We start from the raw sequence: 17,965 nt of genomic DNA, 5'->3' as shown, positions 1-17,965 counted from the left end.
GTTTGGTAACAGCGCCTCGAATGCTTGACGGTTTAGCCCTGTGGTTGCTCGTATTTGCCTATCTTGTTTTAAAATCTTTTCTAGCTTGAGCATCTTTTTTCGATTGTTTTAGGGTGATGATAACCGCAATTGAATCTCTGTTATGCTTCAATTTATTTCGATGAGCGTATGTCTGTTTAAGTAGGGTTTGAAGTGCAGAAATAAATGTGAAGTTGCTTCTATACCTTGCTTTTGTTCCCCGACAAGTCTATTTCTTGTCTCGTGTAGAGATTTGACCAATCTGAAGATAGACTTCCATAGTATTGTTATGTTTGCAATATATGTGCATCAAACATGGAATACAAGAGACTTGGCACAAGTGAACTGTTGGTGTCCGAAATATGTCTAGGGACAATGACCTATGGACAGCAAAATATGATCGCAGAAGCCCATGAGCAACTAGACTATGCGATCGCGCAGGGGATTAATTTTATTGATACTGCGGAAATGTATCCAGTACCGCCAAATGCTGCAACACAGGGTAGGACTGAGCAATATATTGGAGAATGGCTAGCCCAACCACACATTAAGCAACAAAGAGATAAATTAATTATTGCCACCAAAATTATTGGCACGGGGCGCAATTACAGTTGGTTGCGGGATGACTCGATCGCGGCTTTAAGTCGTAAAAATATTTTGCAAGCGGTCGATGATAGCCTCAAGAGATTGCAAACTGACTATATCGATCTTTATCAAATCCATTGGCCTGATCGCAATGTACCGATGTTTGGGCAGGTCACATTTGAGCCTCAAAATGAGCGGGAAATGGTAGTGATCGCTGACCAATTAGCCACATTTGCAGAATTAATTCAAACAGGTAAAATTCGTCATTTAGGAGTCAGCAATGAAACCCCTTGGGGCATTTGCGAATTTAGCCATGCTGCCAAGCAGTTAGGTTTACCGAAAATTGTCTCGATTCAAAATGCCTATAACCTGATCAATCGCACCTTTGAAATGGGGCTGACCGAAGCTTGTTATCGTGAGCAAGTGGGGCTACTAGCCTATAGTCCCTTGGGCTTTGGGCATCTTTCAGGCAAATATGTCCAAGGTTCGCCCAGCAATACCCGCATTACCCTATTCCCGCAATTTGGGCAGCGCTATAAGAAGGTAAATGTACAGGCGGCGACTGCGGAATATGCAGAGATCGCACAAAAATATGATTTATCTCCGACCCAATTGGCGCTAGCATTTGTGCGAAGTCGTTGGTTTGTTACTAGTACAATTATTGGCGCAACCACGATGGAACAACTCAAGGAAAATATCGACAGTGCTAAAGTACAGCTAAATACTGAGATTTTGGCAGAAATCGATCAAGTTCATGCCCGCTATTTTAATCCTGCTCCTTAAATTATTTCTGCATAATTTTGAGGTCATCAAAATTATGCAAATTAGTCACCGTTTAGCATCATGAAAATGACATACCGTAAAACGCTAATCTCCATTATTGCTGTCAGTTTTAGCCAATTCCTCATTGCGGATAGCGCTCCTTCCGCACCCATACCTGAGAGCGGCAATGTAATCCAACTCAATGGACAGCCTTGGTCAGGTCGTTGGATTAGGAGAGTGGAACAGGGTCAGCAAAATCTGTATGTGCAGGAAGATTGGCTGACGGGTGGCTTAGGTGTACAGATGATGGATTCCGAAAAAGCCGATCGCCAAAGGGTGCGCTGGTTTTCTAGCCCCACTTTTTCGCGAGTAGCTTTTGATGGTACAGGTAGATTTCGCTATCTCGATCTCACTCCCTTTGCCGAGCAATGGCGGACAGAAATTATTGGCAATTCCCTAAATATCTACACTCCTGACACGAAAATACAGGCGGTACGTCGCAGTAAACAGGCTTGGGGCGATCGCCTTGTGATTGATCTCAATCGTCGTACTCCTTGGCGAGTGAGTCATCAAGGCAATGTGATTAATGTCGTGGTGTCAGCAGAGATGGCTGCCGATCAACCGATTGGCACAAATACCACCGCAGGCAATCTCGTAAAATCGGTAACGGTGCAACCACAGGGCAAATTAACCCAAATTCAGATTGAAACTAAGGAATCAATTGATCCTGCGATCGAATTGCTGAGTAGTCCCACGCCCCGCATGGTCATTGATCTGCGCCGTGACTATGTGCCACCAAGCTTAACGGTGCAATGGGCAGATGGATTGAGAAGGATTGAAAAAATTGTCGAAATCCCCAATAAACCGAAAACAGATAAAGATCCCAAAACGATTAAGTTCTCGGTTACAGCTTTGGAAGTTGATCTCAAGCAACCACGTTTAAAATTGCGTCCGATTTGGAGTAATCCCGATGGCTCACCCAATGGCATCCTCGGTTTATTACCAGTTCCGCAAATGGTGGAAAAGGCTCAAGCTGTAGGGGCAATTAATGGCGGTTTCTTTAATCGGATTCGTCAATTGCCTGTTGGGGCAATCCGTGAAGGTAATCGCTGGATCGCGGGAACGGCTTTAGTCAGAGGTGCGATCGCATGGAATGAGAAGGGAGAAACCCTGATTGATCGCCTCAATTTTAATGAAGAAATTACTACTGCTAATCAAACCAAAATCACGCTCACAAATCTCAATAGTGGTTATGTCCAACGCGGAATTGCTCGTTATACTCCCAACTGGGGCAGTGGTTATACGCCATTGACTGAGAATGAATTGCTGATCGTAGTCCGTGGCGATCGCGTAGTTGCTCAGTACCAAGGTGGTGCAGTCGGTGTGGGACAGGTTGCTATTCCTAGCGATGGTTATGTTTTAGTGGCAAGACAATCTCCTGAAGCAGCAAAACAACTACCTGTAGGGATGACTGTGCGCGGTCGTCAAGCCTTCGTTCCAGAAAAATTTTCTAACTTCCCTAACTTAATTGGTGCGGGGCCCCTGTTACTAAAAAATGGCAATATATCCCTAGATGGCAAATTAGAAACTTTCCAAGCAGGGTTTGATACGCAAGCTGCCGATCGCAGTGCGATCGCTACCACCAAGGAAAAAGGCAAACTACTTCTCGCCACAGTTCAAGCGGCTCCCGAAGGCGTTGCTCCCAATCTTTTACAAACTGCGGAAGTTCTCAGAAAGATCGGTGCAGTTGATGCACTAAATCTCGATGGAGGCAGTTCTTCGACTCTGTTCCTCGGTGGCAATATCCTCAATCGTCCTATAACTGAGATTGCACCTGTTCACAATGCGATCGCGATTTTTATCTCTCCACCTCCCGCTAATCCTCAATTCTAAATATCTATCCTTGTGCTGCTATGGCTAACCTCAAACATCGTCGATCGCAAAATATTGCTGGTGATTTTTATGTAGATAGTAGTTGTATTGATTGCGATACCTGTCGTTGGATGGCTCCAGAAGTCTTTAACTGGCAGGATGACCAATCAGCAGTTTACCAACAACCACAGGATGATTTGCAAAGAATCAAAGCAATGCAAGCGCTATTGTCTTGTCCTACGGCATCAATTGGCACTGTCGAGAAACCAACCGATATTAAAGCTATCCAAGAGCAATTCCCTCTACTAGTTGCTGAAAACGTCTATCACTGTGGTTATCACTCTGAGAGTTCCTATGGTGCAGCAAGTTACTTGATTCAACGTCCCGAAGGAAATATTTTGGTGGATTCTCCTCGCTTTGCACCACCGCTTGTAAAGCAAATTGAGAATATGGGTGGAGTTCGCTATATGTATCTCACCCATCGTGATGATGTTGCCGATCATGAGAAGTATCATCAACATTTTCAGTGCGATCGCATTCTCCATATTGACGATATTTCCACAGGAACTAAATCCATAGAGCTTCAATTGCAAGGTGTGGAGAATTATCAATTGGATGATGATTTACTGATTATTCCTGTTGCTGGTCATACCAAAGGACACACGGTTTTACTTTATCAGAAGAGGTTTCTATTTAGTGGCGATCATTTGGCATGGTCAGATCGTTTACAGCAGCTTCACGCTTTTCGGAATGCTTGTTGGTATTCGTGGACAGAACTCGGTAAGTCAATGGCAAGATTAGCCACTTACAATTTTGAATGGGTGCTTCCCGGTCACGGTAGAAGATTTCATAGTGATCGCGCCACCATGCAACAACAAATGCGTAAATGCCTCGAATATATCGATAAGCTCGCCTAGACTGACATGCAAAAGTAAATTTGTGCTAGCTTTAAAATCAGAACATTTCTCTAGACCATTAAAACTATGTCGTCACCTCAAATTACAACGCTAGTCAAGATAATGGAGACTTTGCCTGACAGTCTACAGGAGAAGGTTACAGAACATTTGAGAGAGTATATTTATGACTTGCAAGATGAGATTAAATGGAGCAAGTCATTTGAAAAGACGCAATCTAAACTGGTTATGGCAGCTAGGCGTGCTAAGCAAGAAATCGCTGAGGGAAAAGCTGTTGCTCTTGACTACGAACAGCTATGAAATCGTTTATCTTACCTTCATTTTGGATTGAGTATCGAAAACTTGATGATGATGTCAGACAAAGTGCTAGAAAAGCTTATAGATTGTGGGCAGAAAATTCATTTCATCCTTCTTTGCATTTCAAGTGTATAAATAGCGATGAGGCTATCTGGTCTGTGAGGGTGACGAGGAATTATCGAGCGCTTGGAATATTAGAAGGCGATATGGTGACTTGGTTTTGGATTGGGAGTCATGATGATTACGAGCGTTTCTTCTCATGATAACGTTGACTATTTATCACTATGAAGAATGTATAGCATCGTAAATTATTGGAGGGAAAAATTATGGCTTCACCGTTAGCCGATTTAGATGAATTAGTTTTGAAATGTCGAGATGAAAAATCCAAGCAATATATTCGAGAGGCTGTATCTTGTTACAAAGCAGGAGCTTTCAGATCGGCAATTGTTTCAACATGGATTGCAGTAACCTTTGATATAATCGACAAAATTAAAGAGCTTGCTCTATCTGGTGATAAAGAAGCCGAAAACCAACTCGAAATCTTTGAAAAAGCGAGAAGACAGAATGATATTACAAGTGCATTAAAATTTGAAAGAGAGATTTTGGGAATTTCCAAAGATAAACTTGAATTAATCTCACATATTGAGTGCTTAGACTTAGAACGTTTAAAGCAAGACCGAGATCGGTGCGCTCATCCCTCAATGACATCTGAAGGAGAAATATTTAATCCTCCTGCTGAGTTGTCTAGAGTCCATATTAGAAATGCTGTTGAATATTTATTACAGTATCCACCTGCACAAGGTAAATATGCATTAGATAAACTTTTATCCGAAGTTGATTCTGAATACTTTCCAGATACTCCCCAAAAAGCTCAAATTTCTCTAAGAAAAAGCCCATTATTTAAACCAAGAGAGAGTCTTGTCAGAAATTTTATAACTGTAATTCTAAAAAAGATAGTAAATGATGTTGACGAACACAAAGAAAGACAAAGATATATCAGTGCTTTAAAAGCAACAGAATTAATGCACAAGGAAATCTTTGATGATACATTAAACAAAAAATTATCAGAATTACTAAGATCAATAAAAGATTATAATTTACATAAAATTATGTGGATCATCCTTTTTTATCCTGAGCTTTGGAGTTATGCAGATGGAGATGTGAAACAAAAAATAGAGAACTATGTGCAAAATCTTCCAATTAAAGATTTGGTAATCTTAGATAATTTTCTGGATTTTGAACCTTTACAATCGCACGCAAAAATAAGGCTTAGAAAAATACATCAACAAGAAGAACTAGATGCTACGGTAGTATTTTTTCTTCATCCAATAATTGCAGATAGAAGTATAGAGATTTACTTATCTTCCAACTCATACGAATACTCTAATAACTGGAGTAAATTTATAATAAGAAATTCCGATGATTACTCTTCAGATCAAATTAAAAAAATAGTTAAAGGGATAGGGGCTAACGATCAAATCAAAGATAGTTTTTCTGTTACATCAGTAATTTCTGCTTTGAGAAAACAGAATAAACTTGAACCATTAGTTTTTGAAAAACTCCTTGAAGAGAACGACTTAAAGAAGCACATGTTATCCAATAAGAATATAGACAATCTTTAAAGCATATAGTTTCACAAATTTAAAAGATATTCAATGAGCTATATAATGTCCTACGTTGACGGAGATAACCAATAGTTCTTGGCTCCAGTGTATTTTAGATTTTCAACATGACCATTTTTGAAGTTTCCGTTCCTGCTACTACTGCTAATATTGGTCCAGGGTTTGATTGCCTTGGCGCAGCCCTAACACTTTATAACCATTTTGAATTTTCCCTCGCCGATCGCCTCACAATCACAGCATCGGGTGAAGGTGCAGATAAGGTGGAACGGGACGAAACAAACTTGGTATATCAGGCAATCGCTAAATTTTATCAGCACATTGATCGCCCAGTTCCGCCAATCGCCTTTCATACAGATACCAAGATTCCCCTATCGCGTGGGTTAGGCAGTTCCGCAACTGCGATTGTAGGCGGTGTTGTCGGCGCGAACTTGTTAGCAGGATCACCGCTAGATCGTTTGGAATTGTTGGATTTAGCGATCGCAATGGAAGGGCATCCTGATAACGTCGCACCTGCGATGTTGGGCGGTTGTCAGTTGATGGCATCCAATCAAGCGGGTGGTTGGGAATATTGCGATTTGAATTGGCATGAAAGTATTGGGCTAGTTGTGGCAATTCCTGACTTTGAGCTATCGACAGCCAAGGCAAGGGAAGTATTGCCTAAGCAATTTTCGATGCATGATGCGGTCTTTAATGCCTCCCACTTGGCGCTACTAAGTCATGGGATTCAGACAGGAAATGTGAATTGGGTGAAGGCGGGCTTGCAGGATCGACTGCATCAAAACTATCGCCAAAGTTTGATAAAAGGCATGGCAGAGGTTCAAGCTGCCGCGATCGCCGCAGGAGCCTATGGCTTGGTAATTAGTGGCGCGGGACCCACCCTACTTTCTTTAGCGCCAATGGGTACAATAGAGGCAGTCGCCCAAGCAATGAGTCAGGCATGGCAAGCAATTGGTGTTAATGCTGTGACAAAATGTTTAGCGATCGCCAAAGATGGTACAACATTCAAAACTCGGTAGGGCGATTGGCTTTTAGCGATTAGCTTTTAGCTGTTAGCGATTGGCTTTTGGATGTAGTTCACTTATTAAGGGTTATCAAACGTAGAATCCATGAAAATTAAGAGAATCTCTAGTTAAGCTATTAGCTGTTAGCTGTTAGCTAACAGCTAACAGCCAACAGCTAACAGCAAAAAACAAAATACTTCAGGAAACCCTATGTCTAAATTTCAATTTTTACTAATCTCGGCGCTAATTTCCTCGGTAGTACTGTTATTTGTGGGTAGTCGTGATGGCAATCCCTTTGATACAGTATTTCCCATCGGAGTTGTCATTGGTTTAGCGATCGTGGCTCAAAAATACTTATCAGAAAAAGTCTGGAATCGCTTTGCCCGTTGGGTCAATGAAACCACAGGACGCAAAATTTTCTATGTGCGATCGCCTCGTCCTAAAGTCGTCCAAGAGCGCAAACTATTGCCTCCTTCTAAGTTAAATCGTCTGAAATAAATTACCCGCAATCCCCCCAAATAAATAAGAGAATTCTCACACCATGACCTACGCATCATTAAACCAACCTTTGCGAGTTGGCATCGTTGGTTCGGGCTTTGTTGCTAAGCTCCGCGCCGAAATTTTGAGCCAAGATGCAAGGATTAAGCTAGTAGCGATCGCTGGTACTCCCGAAAAAGCACAGGCGATCGCCCAAGAGTTTAATATTCCGAAGGTGCATCAATATTGGTCAGAGTTGGTGGTGCGTCCTGATGTGGATTTGGTGGTGGTATGTAATGTCAATCGCGATCATGGAGCCGTAGTCGGGCAAGCTCTGCGATCGGGCAAGCACGTAATTGTCGAATATCCACTTTCCTTCAATTTGGCTGAAGCAGAAGAACTAGTAAAGCTGGCTCAACAGCAGAATTTATTGCTCCATGTTGAGCATATTGAGCTATTAGGCGGTGTACATCAATTAGTAATGGAACATCTAGCGAAAGTGGGAACTCCCTTCTATGCGCGATATTCCACCAAAAGCCCACAGCGTCCTGTGCCTGATAAATGGACATATAAGCCTGACCTGTTTGGCTTCCCTTTAACGGCAGCAGTTTCTCGACTCAATCGCATTATTGTTTTATTTGGAAAAGTTAAAGCAGTTTCCTGTCAATTGCGCTACAGCGGCGCAAATCTGCCCCATCATTTTACTTCCTGTGTATGCAATGCTCAACTTCAGTTTGAGAATGGAGTACTTGCAGATATTAGCTACAGCAAGGGTGAAAACTTCTGGCAACCAGAGCGAATTATGGAATTGCAGGGAAGTCAAGGCGCTTTAATTTTCTCTGCTGATAAAGGTAAGCTGATTACTGCCGATGGCGAAATGGAATTGGATGCAGGGACAACGAGAGGATTGTTTAAGAAAGATACAGAGAATGTCCTTTCTCATTTGTTTACAGGTACTCCGCTTTACACCAATCACGAAAGTATTTTGCATTCCCTAGCCGTAGCAAACGCGGCGGAGAAGTCAGCAGCAACTAATCAAATCGTAATGCTCTAGGTTACTCAACATAGTTATAAACCTAAAACCTGAATTGCTATTTCGTAAGCAATTCAGGTTTTAGGTTTACTTATTTACTGATGTTACGTGGAAGAAATTCCAGCCCTGTTGTGCTAGTTAGTATGTAGTTCTCTATAACTTCATAGCACCGAGAGATTGCAGCATAGCGATCACCTCATTGGTTAAGCCCTTAACACCCGTGAGATCCATGCCTTCGTAAATGCCTTCCGCTTTAAAAGTGTTAAGACATTTACCAGTATGCACATCCCAAATTTTGGCGGTTTCATCGGCACTGCCACTGAGGATATAGCGGCTATCTTGGCTGAATTGAACGGATAGAACTTGATCTTGATGACCATGGAGAGAGTGAACTAATTCATCAGTTTTGAGGTTCCATAGATGGATGAGTCGATCTTGATCGCCTGCGACTAACCATTTGCCATCAGCACTAATATCTATACTGCGAATCCATTTCGATCTGGCGCTGTAGGTTTTGATTAATTCTCTAGTCTCTAGACTCCAGATCGTAATCCCATTCGCAGAAGCGATCGCTAATAGTTCGCCATTGGGATGAAAGACAACACCCCAAACCCAAGTTTCAAATTGGCTAAAAGTGTAAACACATTCACCTGTATAGACATTCCAGAGCTTAACAGTGGCATCTTGTCCAGCACTCGCCAACCAAAGACCGTCATTGCTAAAACTAATGGAGCGAATCCAGTCTTGGTGTCCCTCTAAAATTCGTAATAACTTTCCTTCTGGAATTTCCCACAAATGAATAGCATAGTCACTGCTGCTACTGGCAAGGATGGCATCGGTGGGACTAAACTGCACAGATAACACCTGACTCTTATGCCCTTGAAGGATTTTTAGCTGCTTGCCAGTGCTGGCTTGCCATAGGCGCACCGTAGTATCACCGCTACCCGTTGCCACCAAGTCGCGTTGACTATCCAAAACTACGGCTAAAATCCAAGTGGTATGACCGCCAATGGTTTGCACGCATTTACCCGTAGCAACATCCCAAAGTCGTAGAGTTTGATCACCCCCAGCACAGGCGATCGTCTTCCTATCATGGCTAAACTTAGCACCCCAAATCCAATTGCTATAACCCATCCAAGTTCGCAAAACCAATCCCGATCGCCAATCCCAGAGACGGATCGTGTAGTCGCTACAGCCCGATAGCATTGTTCGCCCGTCGGGGCTAAACTGCACAGCCCTCACCCAGTTGGCATGGGCTTTAAGGGTTTTGCATAGCGCTCCTGTCGCGGCATCCCAAAGCCGAATAGTCATATCACTGCTGGCTGTGGCTAACATTTCGCCATCGGGGCTAAACTGCACAAATAGAAGATGGGCTGTATGTCCTTTGAGGGTATGTAGAAGTTTGATGGAAGTATTTTGAGTGAAGTTACGGGACAATTGCCATATTTTCACCGTATTGTCGGCGCTACCACTGGCAAAGATTTCCCCATTGGGATGGAAATGCACACCAAAGACCTGATCGCTATGTCCAGCATGGGTTTCTTGGGTAATAGTTTGGACTAAAATCGGGGCTTTATTCCCTTGAGGATCTAGCTGCCAAATTCGCACTGTGCGATCGCTACTACCACTAATTAACAAATCTCCTGCATAGTTCCAACATACGCTCTGCACCTGATCGGTATGTCCAGTGAGAATATGCAAGCATTCGGCGTTCTGCACATCCCATAGCCGTAGAGTTTGATCGCCACAGGCTGAAGCAAGGAGGGGTTGCTGTGGATGGAAGGCGATCGCGTGGATTTGGTCAGTATGTCCAGATAGGGTTTGCAAGGCTCTACCAGTGGCAACCTCAAAAAAAGCCACTAGATGTTCGCCTGTACCGATCGCCAAGGTTTGACCATCAGGGGCAAAAGCCACTGTACGAATCCAACTCAGCGAACCACGCACTGCCCATAGTAACTGCCCATCGCTGATCCGCCATAGGCGCAAATAACCGCTTAACTCGCCTGTCGCAAACAATTTGCCATCGGGACTATAGGCAACGGCAAAGACTGCGCCAAAGGTTTCCGTTAGCTGAGTATGTTGGAATTCAGCATGGGCGAAGCTGGTTTTGGGCATCGGCACATTGGGGGCGTAGGCGTGCCAAATCGCTAAACCTGCAAAATTACAACCTGTAAGATCTTGTTTGAGATGACAGAGCAGATTGATGAGATTGCCTGCGGCATAGCTGGGCGTGGGTTGATGATCTGGGGTGAGATTTTGAGGACGAATTTGATTGAGAATGGATTTTAAGTGCTGCGCGATCGCTGGATAGGAACCTAATCTCGCTTGCAGTTGGCGGACAATCGGCTCTACGATCAGATGACTTTGGCTATGGCGAATATGCTCCTTGACGGTGGTTTTGAGGAAGGCGTAATGATGCAAAAGTCCTAGAGTATGGCGCTCTAACAACTCTGTACTTGCCTGTTCGGTAAAGCGCTCAACTACATATTCCATCAGCATTGGTTGCTGCGTGTAAATTCCCAAGCTATTCTCAAAGCTTTTTTCGATAAGATTCCGCCAATACAAACTAGCGATCGCTTCTAATACTTTGGCACGCGCAACATTGGGTAATAAATCTGTGCAGAGAGTTTCCACATCTGTCCATTCGCGATTAATCGCTAACCAAAACATAATCGCCTGTTCTAGTTCTGAAAGTCTTATAAATTGTTGGTCTAATAGGCGGCGAATGCCACTAAATAGAATTGCATCTTCTTTGAGAAACAGCGCAATCTCGCCATCAAATAAATCGCGGATTGTCGCGGCAATAATTTTGATCGCTAAAGGACTATTCCCATAGCGATCGCCTAGAATTTTAGCCTGTTCAGAAGTTCCCTTAATCCCCTTAGATTGCAACAATCCCAAACTTGCCTGATCCGATCCCTGAATTGCTAAGGACCATACGGGCAAATCTTCTCCTTCCAAAACATTAAATTCGTTAGCTTTCTCGCGACTGGTGATGATCAAACTACTACGATGCGAAGTCTCGCCAATTAACCGCAACAGTTCTCCATAAGCCTCATAGCCTTGACGATAGAAGCCAACAATTCCCCGATCCAAAATTGTCTCAAAATTATCTAGTACCAAAAGACAGCGTTCCTTTTGGAGATACTGGAGCAACTTCTGTAAGTTGGGCTGAATTTCCTGCTGTGCCGACAAAATTCCTAGCCAATCCCCTAAAATCGTCTCGAAACTAGGGGCATTCCGTAGCGATCGCCATATGATGTAACGAAATGGTTCGGAGGCATTTTGCTGCTGCTGCTGAATCACTTCATGTAAGAGCTTGGTTACAAGGGAGGTTTTGCCCATGCCTCCCATCCCGAAAATACCAATCAAGCGTTTTGCAGGTTCCCGACTCTCTTGAGTTTGAGCATCTTGATCTAAATGTAACCACTGCATTAATTGGTTCAGTTCTTGCTGCCTGCCGTAGAACATTGACACATCTGGAGATTCGCCAAAGTCGATTTGCAGTATTCTCTCTGGGCGCGTTTCTGCTTGCGCCTCTAGTTGTGTTTCTGATGCATGATTAGGCAAAAAATCGGCTGTTGCTGAAGTCCCCGTTAGCTCAGTTTGATCAGGCTGTTGGTAATCATCTCGCTCTAAAAGCAAACCAAATCCATGAAAAAATGCCTCAATCGTGGGCTTATCTACAGGGACTTTTGCCTCCAAGACCTTAGTAATAGTTTTGATCGATAACCCCGTGCGATCGCTAATTTGCTCAAGGGTAAAGCGATCGGCAAAGTTTTCCGCGACTTCCTTTTCCCTCCTTGCTTGCTGCAATCTAATTTGACCATGCGGAGTTAAGATGACACCCCTTTTCCGCAAATTACGCTTTTCTGGCATTAGTTACTGCTGCTTAGTTATGGGTTTGACATAGCGCATGGTGTTAGAGCTTCGCAATAAAATAAGAACCCAGTTTTTGGGTGGCGCGGCTTCGCCGCGCCACCCAAAAACTGGTTCTTTATTAAGTTGTAAAGACCTTAGCACCATAGGCGCAAAATAACATTAACTTACTGCTTAAATGGGCAACAGTCTCAACCTGAGCAATCCCATCGTCGCATTTGCCCCTCATCATAACGAGTACCAACGATCGCATCAGAAGCAATGATTCTTTCGAGCTTATACCAATTCACGAAAGTGTGACAACACTTTTGTGAATTAAAAACCAAACCCAGTAAGGATTTTAAAAACTAAAAATGGCGTAGACATTTTTAGTTTTGGTATTACCTGAGAAGGTTAGAGTGTCCTTGCAGGCAAATGACCACCTATAATCTGCCGTCACTCCCCTCAACATACTCCTTTAAGTTTCTCAGACAGATGTCTTGGGCTTTTTGAAATGGACGCAGCACTGCCAAGCGAAAAATGGCATAGGCAAAAATATTAGACATCTCAAAATAAAAATTCCAGATCACTTTTGTTTTGCTATCTAGATCTTCGTATGACCACTGCCCAGATGCAGTTTTGACTAGCCAAGAAAATGGTGGTTTAAATCCTTTAATCAACTTGTATTTTTGCGTGCTTGGTCTTTCCAACAAGACGATTACTTCTTCAATTGAGGAGCCATCACTATTGTCAACAATTCGTATGCTTCCCTCATGAAGAGGCAGTTCATCTATAGTTTTTGCCCCCACAATTGCAGGGATACTTTGATAGCCAGTAAAGAATTTTGGCAAATTTTTGCAATCTGTTGATGCATCAAAAACGGTTGCAATTTCCGCATTGATAACTATTTGAGCATTGCTCTGAATCTGCATTAAGTTTGGCATAAATTCACTCGATCTGTAGGAAGTGGTAATTAATGGGTTTATTTTAGTCTCCGCCAGAGATAATTGTCTAAATTTTAGGAAGTTCGAGGGAGATCTCCAGTATGTAAGAGTTTGGTTACAATGGAAGGCTTACCCATGCATCCCATCCCGAAAATACCAATTAAGCGTTTTGCTGGTTCCGCAATTTCTTGAGTTGCAGCAATTTGATCTACATCTAAATCTAATCACTGCATTAATTGATTCAGTTCTTGCTGCCTGCCGTAGAACATTGACACATCTGGAGATTCGCCAAAGTCAATTTGCAATAGTCTTTCTGGGCGCGGTTCTAATTGCGGTTCGGGTTGGGGTTCTAGTTGTGTTTCTGATTCCTGATTAGACAAAATATTGGCTGTTGCTGAAGTCCCCGTTAGCTCAGTCTGATCGGGCTGTTGGTAATCATCTCGCTCTAAAAGCAAGCCAAATCCATGAAAAAACGCCTCAATCGTAGGCTTATCTACGGGGACTTTTGCCTCCAATACCTTAGTAATAGTTTTGATCGATAACCCCTTGCGATCGCTAATTTCTTCAAGGGTAAAGCGATCGGCAAAATTTTCCGCGATTTCCTTTTCCCGTCTTGCTTGCTGCAATCTAATTTGACCATGCGGAGTCAAGATGACACCCCTTTTCCGCAAATTACGCTTTTCTGGCATTAGTTACTGCTGCTTAGTTATCGGTTTGATATAGCCAATAGTGCTGTGCTTCGCACAGCACTATTGGCACAAAATAACCTTAAGTTACCATTTTTATCTCTTAAGTTACCTTATCTTCCCTAGTCTTATTTAGTGATCGCCGCAATACTAAAAACGTGAGGAGTTAAGCAAACTCAAATTAGACCCAAATTAAACCCAAATTGGAAAACAACATTAATTACTACAGGAGTAAATCACCATGATTCATCATTTATCCATTGCCGTCGCCAACCCCTTTCGTGTTGCCAAAATACTTGCCGAATTAATGAATGGACAGTTTTTTGAGTTTCCCATCCATCAAGGCGCATACATTGCGATCGCTGACGATACCTATGGTACAGCCATTGAGATTTTACCCCAAAAAGCCGTATGGGTGGCAGGTATGACCGAGGTTGAGGTCAAAGAGACAGAACAAGCACCAGCGTTACATTCTGTCCATGCTGCTATTTCTGTCCCCATTAGTCGCGAAAGGATTGAAGAGATTGGGATTCGTGAAGGTTGGTTGGTGAGATTTTGCGATCGCGGTCCTTTTCAGCTAATTGAGTTTTGGCTAGAGAATAGCCTGCTGATTGAACTGATTACCGATGATATGGCAGCAAACTATTTGCAGTTTATGCGCTCTAGCACTTATGCCGCCTTCCTTAACGAAATTAAAGCTACTGCTTAATATTAGGATTTTCCATGATTACCAAATTTCTCAATCGCAACGTGGCGATCGCTGCGATCTCATTCGCTAGCATTAATGCTACATCCCTAGTCACTCAGACTAAACCCGTTGAAGCCAGTAGTTTTACATCGATTAGCCAAACCACACTCTTTAATAGAGATGGAGTGAATCTAGGTCAGTCATTTAATGACACCGCCAGCAATCCTATCCTCTTTTCCGCAAATGTTAGCAACCAGAATGGAAGTGCTAGTGCGAGGAGCTACGCTGGTTATGGCATCATCAAAGCGGAGTATGAAGCAAAGGCTCTTGCTAATCAGGTTGATGCCAGAGCTTTTGCGGGTGCAGCTTTCACCTTAGATGATCTTGTATTTTCAGGGACGACTACTCTCCGCACGATTACCACTTCCCTCAATTTAACAATGGATGGCAACTTCTACAGTGATGGCGCTCCTAGCAATCCATTCCCTTCTAACTTTGTATCGATTGGCTTAGGCTTTAAATGGGGCAGTGGTTACGATGGAGTAACGGCTCAAGGCAGAATAAGTCGAGTCAATGGAGAGGTTTATCGTGAAGGCTTGCTGGCTAACTACGATCCTACTATTTACAACCTCATCACCAGTCCTACATTCTCCTTTGATCCCAGTCAAACCCAAAGAGTGAGCTTGAGTCTTGGACTACAAGGGCAAGCAATAGAACGCAACAATACACCTGCTTTTAGTGTTGCCAAATTTTTTAATACGCTTTCCTTTGCTCAGTCTGGCGATGTATTCAATCTGCCCGAAGGTTGGACTGTTAACTCAAAAGATGGACAAATTGTAAACAATCGCTTCGTCGGGCTTCAGCCTCGCCCCGTGCCGATTGGTGGCGCTTTCATTGGTATTGCGATCACTGGAGCGTTCTTGAGCAAAAAGCTGGCAGTCAATCGCAACCGCATCGCCACCAATAAGGCAAATTAAGTCGGAATAAGTCCAGAAAGATTTGCGATCGCTAGAATTTTGTACTAAAATTTCATTGCTAATTCGTTTTTAGCGTAGTTAAGTGTAAATATGAAGAAGTCAATGCTATCTAAATTAACTAAGTTAGTTGCTATCATTTCGATCGGGGGATTGATGGTTTCATTTGTGCAGCCAGCGCATTCTCAAACCCAAGTAGAAAAGACCGAATCTACAGGAATTCCTACATCTAGTTCTACATCCAAGCCCAGCATCATTACCACTATTGATTTACAAAATCAGAAGGCACAAATTCCTTGGGGGAAAGTAGTAGTTATTCGCGATCCCTTTGACGGGGATATCACCAAGGTCTTTGATCGCCAAATTGTAGCGACTTCTAAGAGTCCTAATGCCGAAGAAGCGCAGATGTTCAGCAGTGAAAATGCGCTAGTTACGGAATGGTCTCCCACCTTAGTAAAAGCCTATATAGTAGTTTCTATCAGCACCTGTGTACCACAGATCGCCATGCCCAATAGTAATGGTGGCTCACCACTTAATGCCCTTGGCTCGCTCACTTCTCTCACCTCTATGGCTTCAATGATTCCAGGAGCAGAATCCATTGGGATGATTGGTGGTGCATTGGATATGTTTGGCGGTCTTGTAGGAAATGCTTTACCCTCAGAACAATCTGCTACCCCCTCTTGTAAATTTTCTACTACAGAGTCTCGGATTCCTGCTCAAGAATTGGAACTTAAAGTTAGCTCTAAAGCTTTTAAGCTGACAAAAAACAAAGATGGATTTGTGGTATCTCCTGAAATTTCACAGACCCTGCGGGCAGCCCAGCCTAATTCAGTCTATGTGAGAGCTACCCTCAATCCCGAAGCCCAAGATATGTCATCCGCGATGACCGCAATGGGTAACAATTTTAACCTGAGCAGTCCCATTGTTGCGGAAGTCAGCCCAAGCACAATTACATCTTGGCGCACTGTCTATGCGATCGCTAAATAATACAAAGGCACAAAATGACAGTCATATTGTACTTGGCACACCTCTGCTAGGATTGCTTTCTGATTTAACTCAATACAAGTGGCTATGGCTATAAAATGCTTAGTGAGCCAAAATAATAACGACTATGCCAAAGCCTAAAACTAATCTCATCCTGAATTCCAAACCCCAATCCCAACTTACCCTCAGCGAATACATCACCACGATCGCATGGTCAGCTAATAGTAAATATCTAGCTGCGGCTACTGCTTCAGGAGAGATCGTCCTGATCGATGAGGCAAAGGCAGGGAATGACCTTGCTCAAAAACAAACGGAATTACAAGCACCAACGGAAATTTCTGTGGATTGTCTGGGATTTTCCGCCGATGGGCGTTGGCTGGCGGCTGGGGGACAGGATGGGAAAGTGCGCGTCTGGGACTTGGCAGGAGTACAACCTGCGATCGCCTCAACGATCGATCTTGGTAAAACATGGATCGAGCATCTCGTTTGGCATCCTACCCGCTCCGAATTTGCCTTTGGCTTGGGGAAATATGTGCAGGTCTGGAGTGCGGAAACTCTGGATATTGTGACCACTTTACATTTTGAACAATCAACGGTTTTAGCGATCGCATGGCATCCCAGTGGTGAGTATCTCTCCGTTGGTGGTGATGGAGGGATTAAGGTTTGGGCAGCCCAAGATTGGTATGAAGACCCTATTCTCTTTGAAATGCCCACTGCTGCGGCAAAGATAGTTTGGAATCCCTCAGGGGAATATCTAGTGGCAAGCACCCTTGATAACTTAGTGGTGGTGATGCAGTGGCTCGGAAAGGATTTTGATGCTTCTCCTTGGCGGATGCAGGGTTTTCCGGGCAAGATTCGCTACTTTGACTGGACAGCTAGTAAAACATCGCCCCTATTAGCTTCCTCAAGTGGTTCCGATGTGGTGGTATGGGAAAAACACGCTGACTTAAATGTTGGTTGGGAAGGTGAGGTCATTAAGGGACATAACAACATTGTGGGCTTTGTTGCCTTTAAGCCTAAGACCGAAACCTTAGCATCCGCCGATGAAAATGGCAGAATCGCCATTTGGAAAAATGCGAAGGACTGGGTACAGGCGCTTGAGACTCCGATGGGCGAGATTACAGCTTTGCAATGGCAACCACAGGGCAAAAAGCTAGTTGCCGCCAATGCTGACGGTCAGCTAATGCTTTGGACAGAGTCATCACAGGGTAAGGGGTTTAGGTAGGTAAAAACAGCACTTCGTGCTGTTT

16 protein-coding genes are annotated in these 17,965 nt (G+C 43.4%); 13 read left to right on the top strand and 3 right to left on the bottom strand.

What is annotated here, in order from left to right:
• Positions 1–333 precede the first annotated feature (333 nt).
• The 9 genes from NMG48_RS14660 to NMG48_RS14625 all read left to right on the top strand — a co-directional run bounded on the left by NMG48_RS14660 (position 334) and on the right by NMG48_RS14625 (position 8,602).
• Positions 334–1,386 carry an NADP(H)-dependent aldo-keto reductase gene (locus NMG48_RS14660; protein WP_271252248.1) on the top strand — a complete coding sequence of 351 codons (1,053 nt, stop codon included), beginning with the start codon at positions 334–336 and terminating at the stop codon, positions 1,384–1,386.
• 66 nt (positions 1,387–1,452) lie between these two features.
• The gene (locus tag NMG48_RS14655; RefSeq protein WP_271252247.1) at positions 1,453–3,258 is read left to right on the top strand and encodes a phosphodiester glycosidase family protein; all 1,806 of its coding nucleotides are present in this window, start codon (positions 1,453–1,455) and stop codon (positions 3,256–3,258) included.
• 20 nt (positions 3,259–3,278) lie between these two features.
• On the top strand, positions 3,279–4,154 hold the full coding sequence (locus tag NMG48_RS14650) for an MBL fold metallo-hydrolase (RefSeq protein WP_271252246.1): 876 nt from the start codon (positions 3,279–3,281) through the stop codon (positions 4,152–4,154).
• Positions 4,155–4,220: 66 nt separating this feature from the next.
• Positions 4,221–4,451, top strand: a complete 231-nt coding sequence (locus NMG48_RS14645; protein ID WP_271252245.1) for a hypothetical protein — start codon at positions 4,221–4,223, stop codon at positions 4,449–4,451.
• The gene (locus NMG48_RS21725; protein ID WP_345961215.1) at positions 4,448–4,711 is read left to right on the top strand and encodes a ParE family toxin-like protein; all 264 of its coding nucleotides are present in this window, start codon (positions 4,448–4,450) and stop codon (positions 4,709–4,711) included. The genes NMG48_RS14645 and NMG48_RS21725 overlap by 4 nt, the downstream gene beginning before the upstream one ends.
• 63 nt (positions 4,712–4,774) lie before the next feature.
• The gene (locus NMG48_RS14640) at positions 4,775–6,070 is read left to right on the top strand and encodes a hypothetical protein (RefSeq protein ID WP_271252244.1); all 1,296 of its coding nucleotides are present in this window, start codon (positions 4,775–4,777) and stop codon (positions 6,068–6,070) included.
• Positions 6,071–6,177: 107 nt separating this feature from the next.
• Complete coding sequence (gene thrB, locus NMG48_RS14635) at positions 6,178–7,086, top strand: homoserine kinase (RefSeq protein WP_271252243.1); 909 nt, start codon at positions 6,178–6,180, stop codon at positions 7,084–7,086.
• A 195-nt stretch (positions 7,087–7,281) separates the two neighbouring features.
• Positions 7,282–7,569: a hypothetical protein gene (locus tag NMG48_RS14630; protein ID WP_271252242.1), complete on the top strand. Its 288-nt coding sequence runs from the start codon at positions 7,282–7,284 to the stop codon at positions 7,567–7,569.
• A gap of 43 nt (positions 7,570–7,612) precedes the next feature.
• Positions 7,613–8,602: a Gfo/Idh/MocA family protein gene (locus NMG48_RS14625; RefSeq protein WP_271252241.1), complete on the top strand. Its 990-nt coding sequence runs from the start codon at positions 7,613–7,615 to the stop codon at positions 8,600–8,602.
• A 132-nt stretch (positions 8,603–8,734) separates the two neighbouring features.
• On the opposite strand, the gene NMG48_RS14620 is transcribed toward NMG48_RS14625, so the two are convergent.
• From NMG48_RS14620 to NMG48_RS14610, 3 genes are all read right to left on the bottom strand, one after another.
• Complete coding sequence (locus tag NMG48_RS14620; protein ID WP_271252240.1) at positions 8,735–12,460, bottom strand: WD40 repeat domain-containing protein; 3,726 nt, start codon at positions 12,458–12,460, stop codon at positions 8,735–8,737.
• Positions 12,461–12,882: 422 nt separating this feature from the next.
• Complete coding sequence (locus NMG48_RS14615) at positions 12,883–13,383, bottom strand: SRPBCC family protein (protein WP_271252239.1); 501 nt, start codon at positions 13,381–13,383, stop codon at positions 12,883–12,885.
• A 224-nt stretch (positions 13,384–13,607) separates the two neighbouring features.
• Complete coding sequence (locus NMG48_RS14610) at positions 13,608–14,072, bottom strand: hypothetical protein (RefSeq protein ID WP_271252238.1); 465 nt, start codon at positions 14,070–14,072, stop codon at positions 13,608–13,610.
• 238 nt (positions 14,073–14,310) lie between these two features.
• Here NMG48_RS14610 and NMG48_RS14605 point away from each other — a divergent pair, with 238 nt between their 5' ends.
• The 4 genes from NMG48_RS14605 (at position 14,311) to NMG48_RS14590 (ending at position 17,940) form a co-directional block, all read left to right on the top strand.
• Positions 14,311–14,778 carry a hypothetical protein gene (locus NMG48_RS14605; RefSeq protein ID WP_271252237.1) on the top strand — a complete coding sequence of 156 codons (468 nt, stop codon included), beginning with the start codon at positions 14,311–14,313 and terminating at the stop codon, positions 14,776–14,778.
• A gap of 14 nt (positions 14,779–14,792) precedes the next feature.
• Positions 14,793–15,734 carry a hypothetical protein gene (locus NMG48_RS14600; RefSeq protein WP_271252236.1) on the top strand — a complete coding sequence of 314 codons (942 nt, stop codon included), beginning with the start codon at positions 14,793–14,795 and terminating at the stop codon, positions 15,732–15,734.
• 90 nt (positions 15,735–15,824) lie between these two features.
• Positions 15,825–16,718: a hypothetical protein gene (locus tag NMG48_RS14595; RefSeq protein ID WP_271252235.1), complete on the top strand. Its 894-nt coding sequence runs from the start codon at positions 15,825–15,827 to the stop codon at positions 16,716–16,718.
• A gap of 124 nt (positions 16,719–16,842) precedes the next feature.
• Complete coding sequence (locus tag NMG48_RS14590; RefSeq protein ID WP_271252234.1) at positions 16,843–17,940, top strand: WD40 repeat domain-containing protein; 1,098 nt, start codon at positions 16,843–16,845, stop codon at positions 17,938–17,940.
• The last annotated feature ends 25 nt before the right edge of the window (positions 17,941–17,965 follow it).

The sequence above is a fragment of the Pseudanabaena sp. Chao 1811 genome (assembly GCF_027942295.1).
GTDB lineage: Bacteria > Cyanobacteriota > Cyanobacteriia > Pseudanabaenales > Pseudanabaenaceae > Pseudanabaena.
This window is presented reverse-complemented; position numbering and strand designations above follow the sequence as displayed.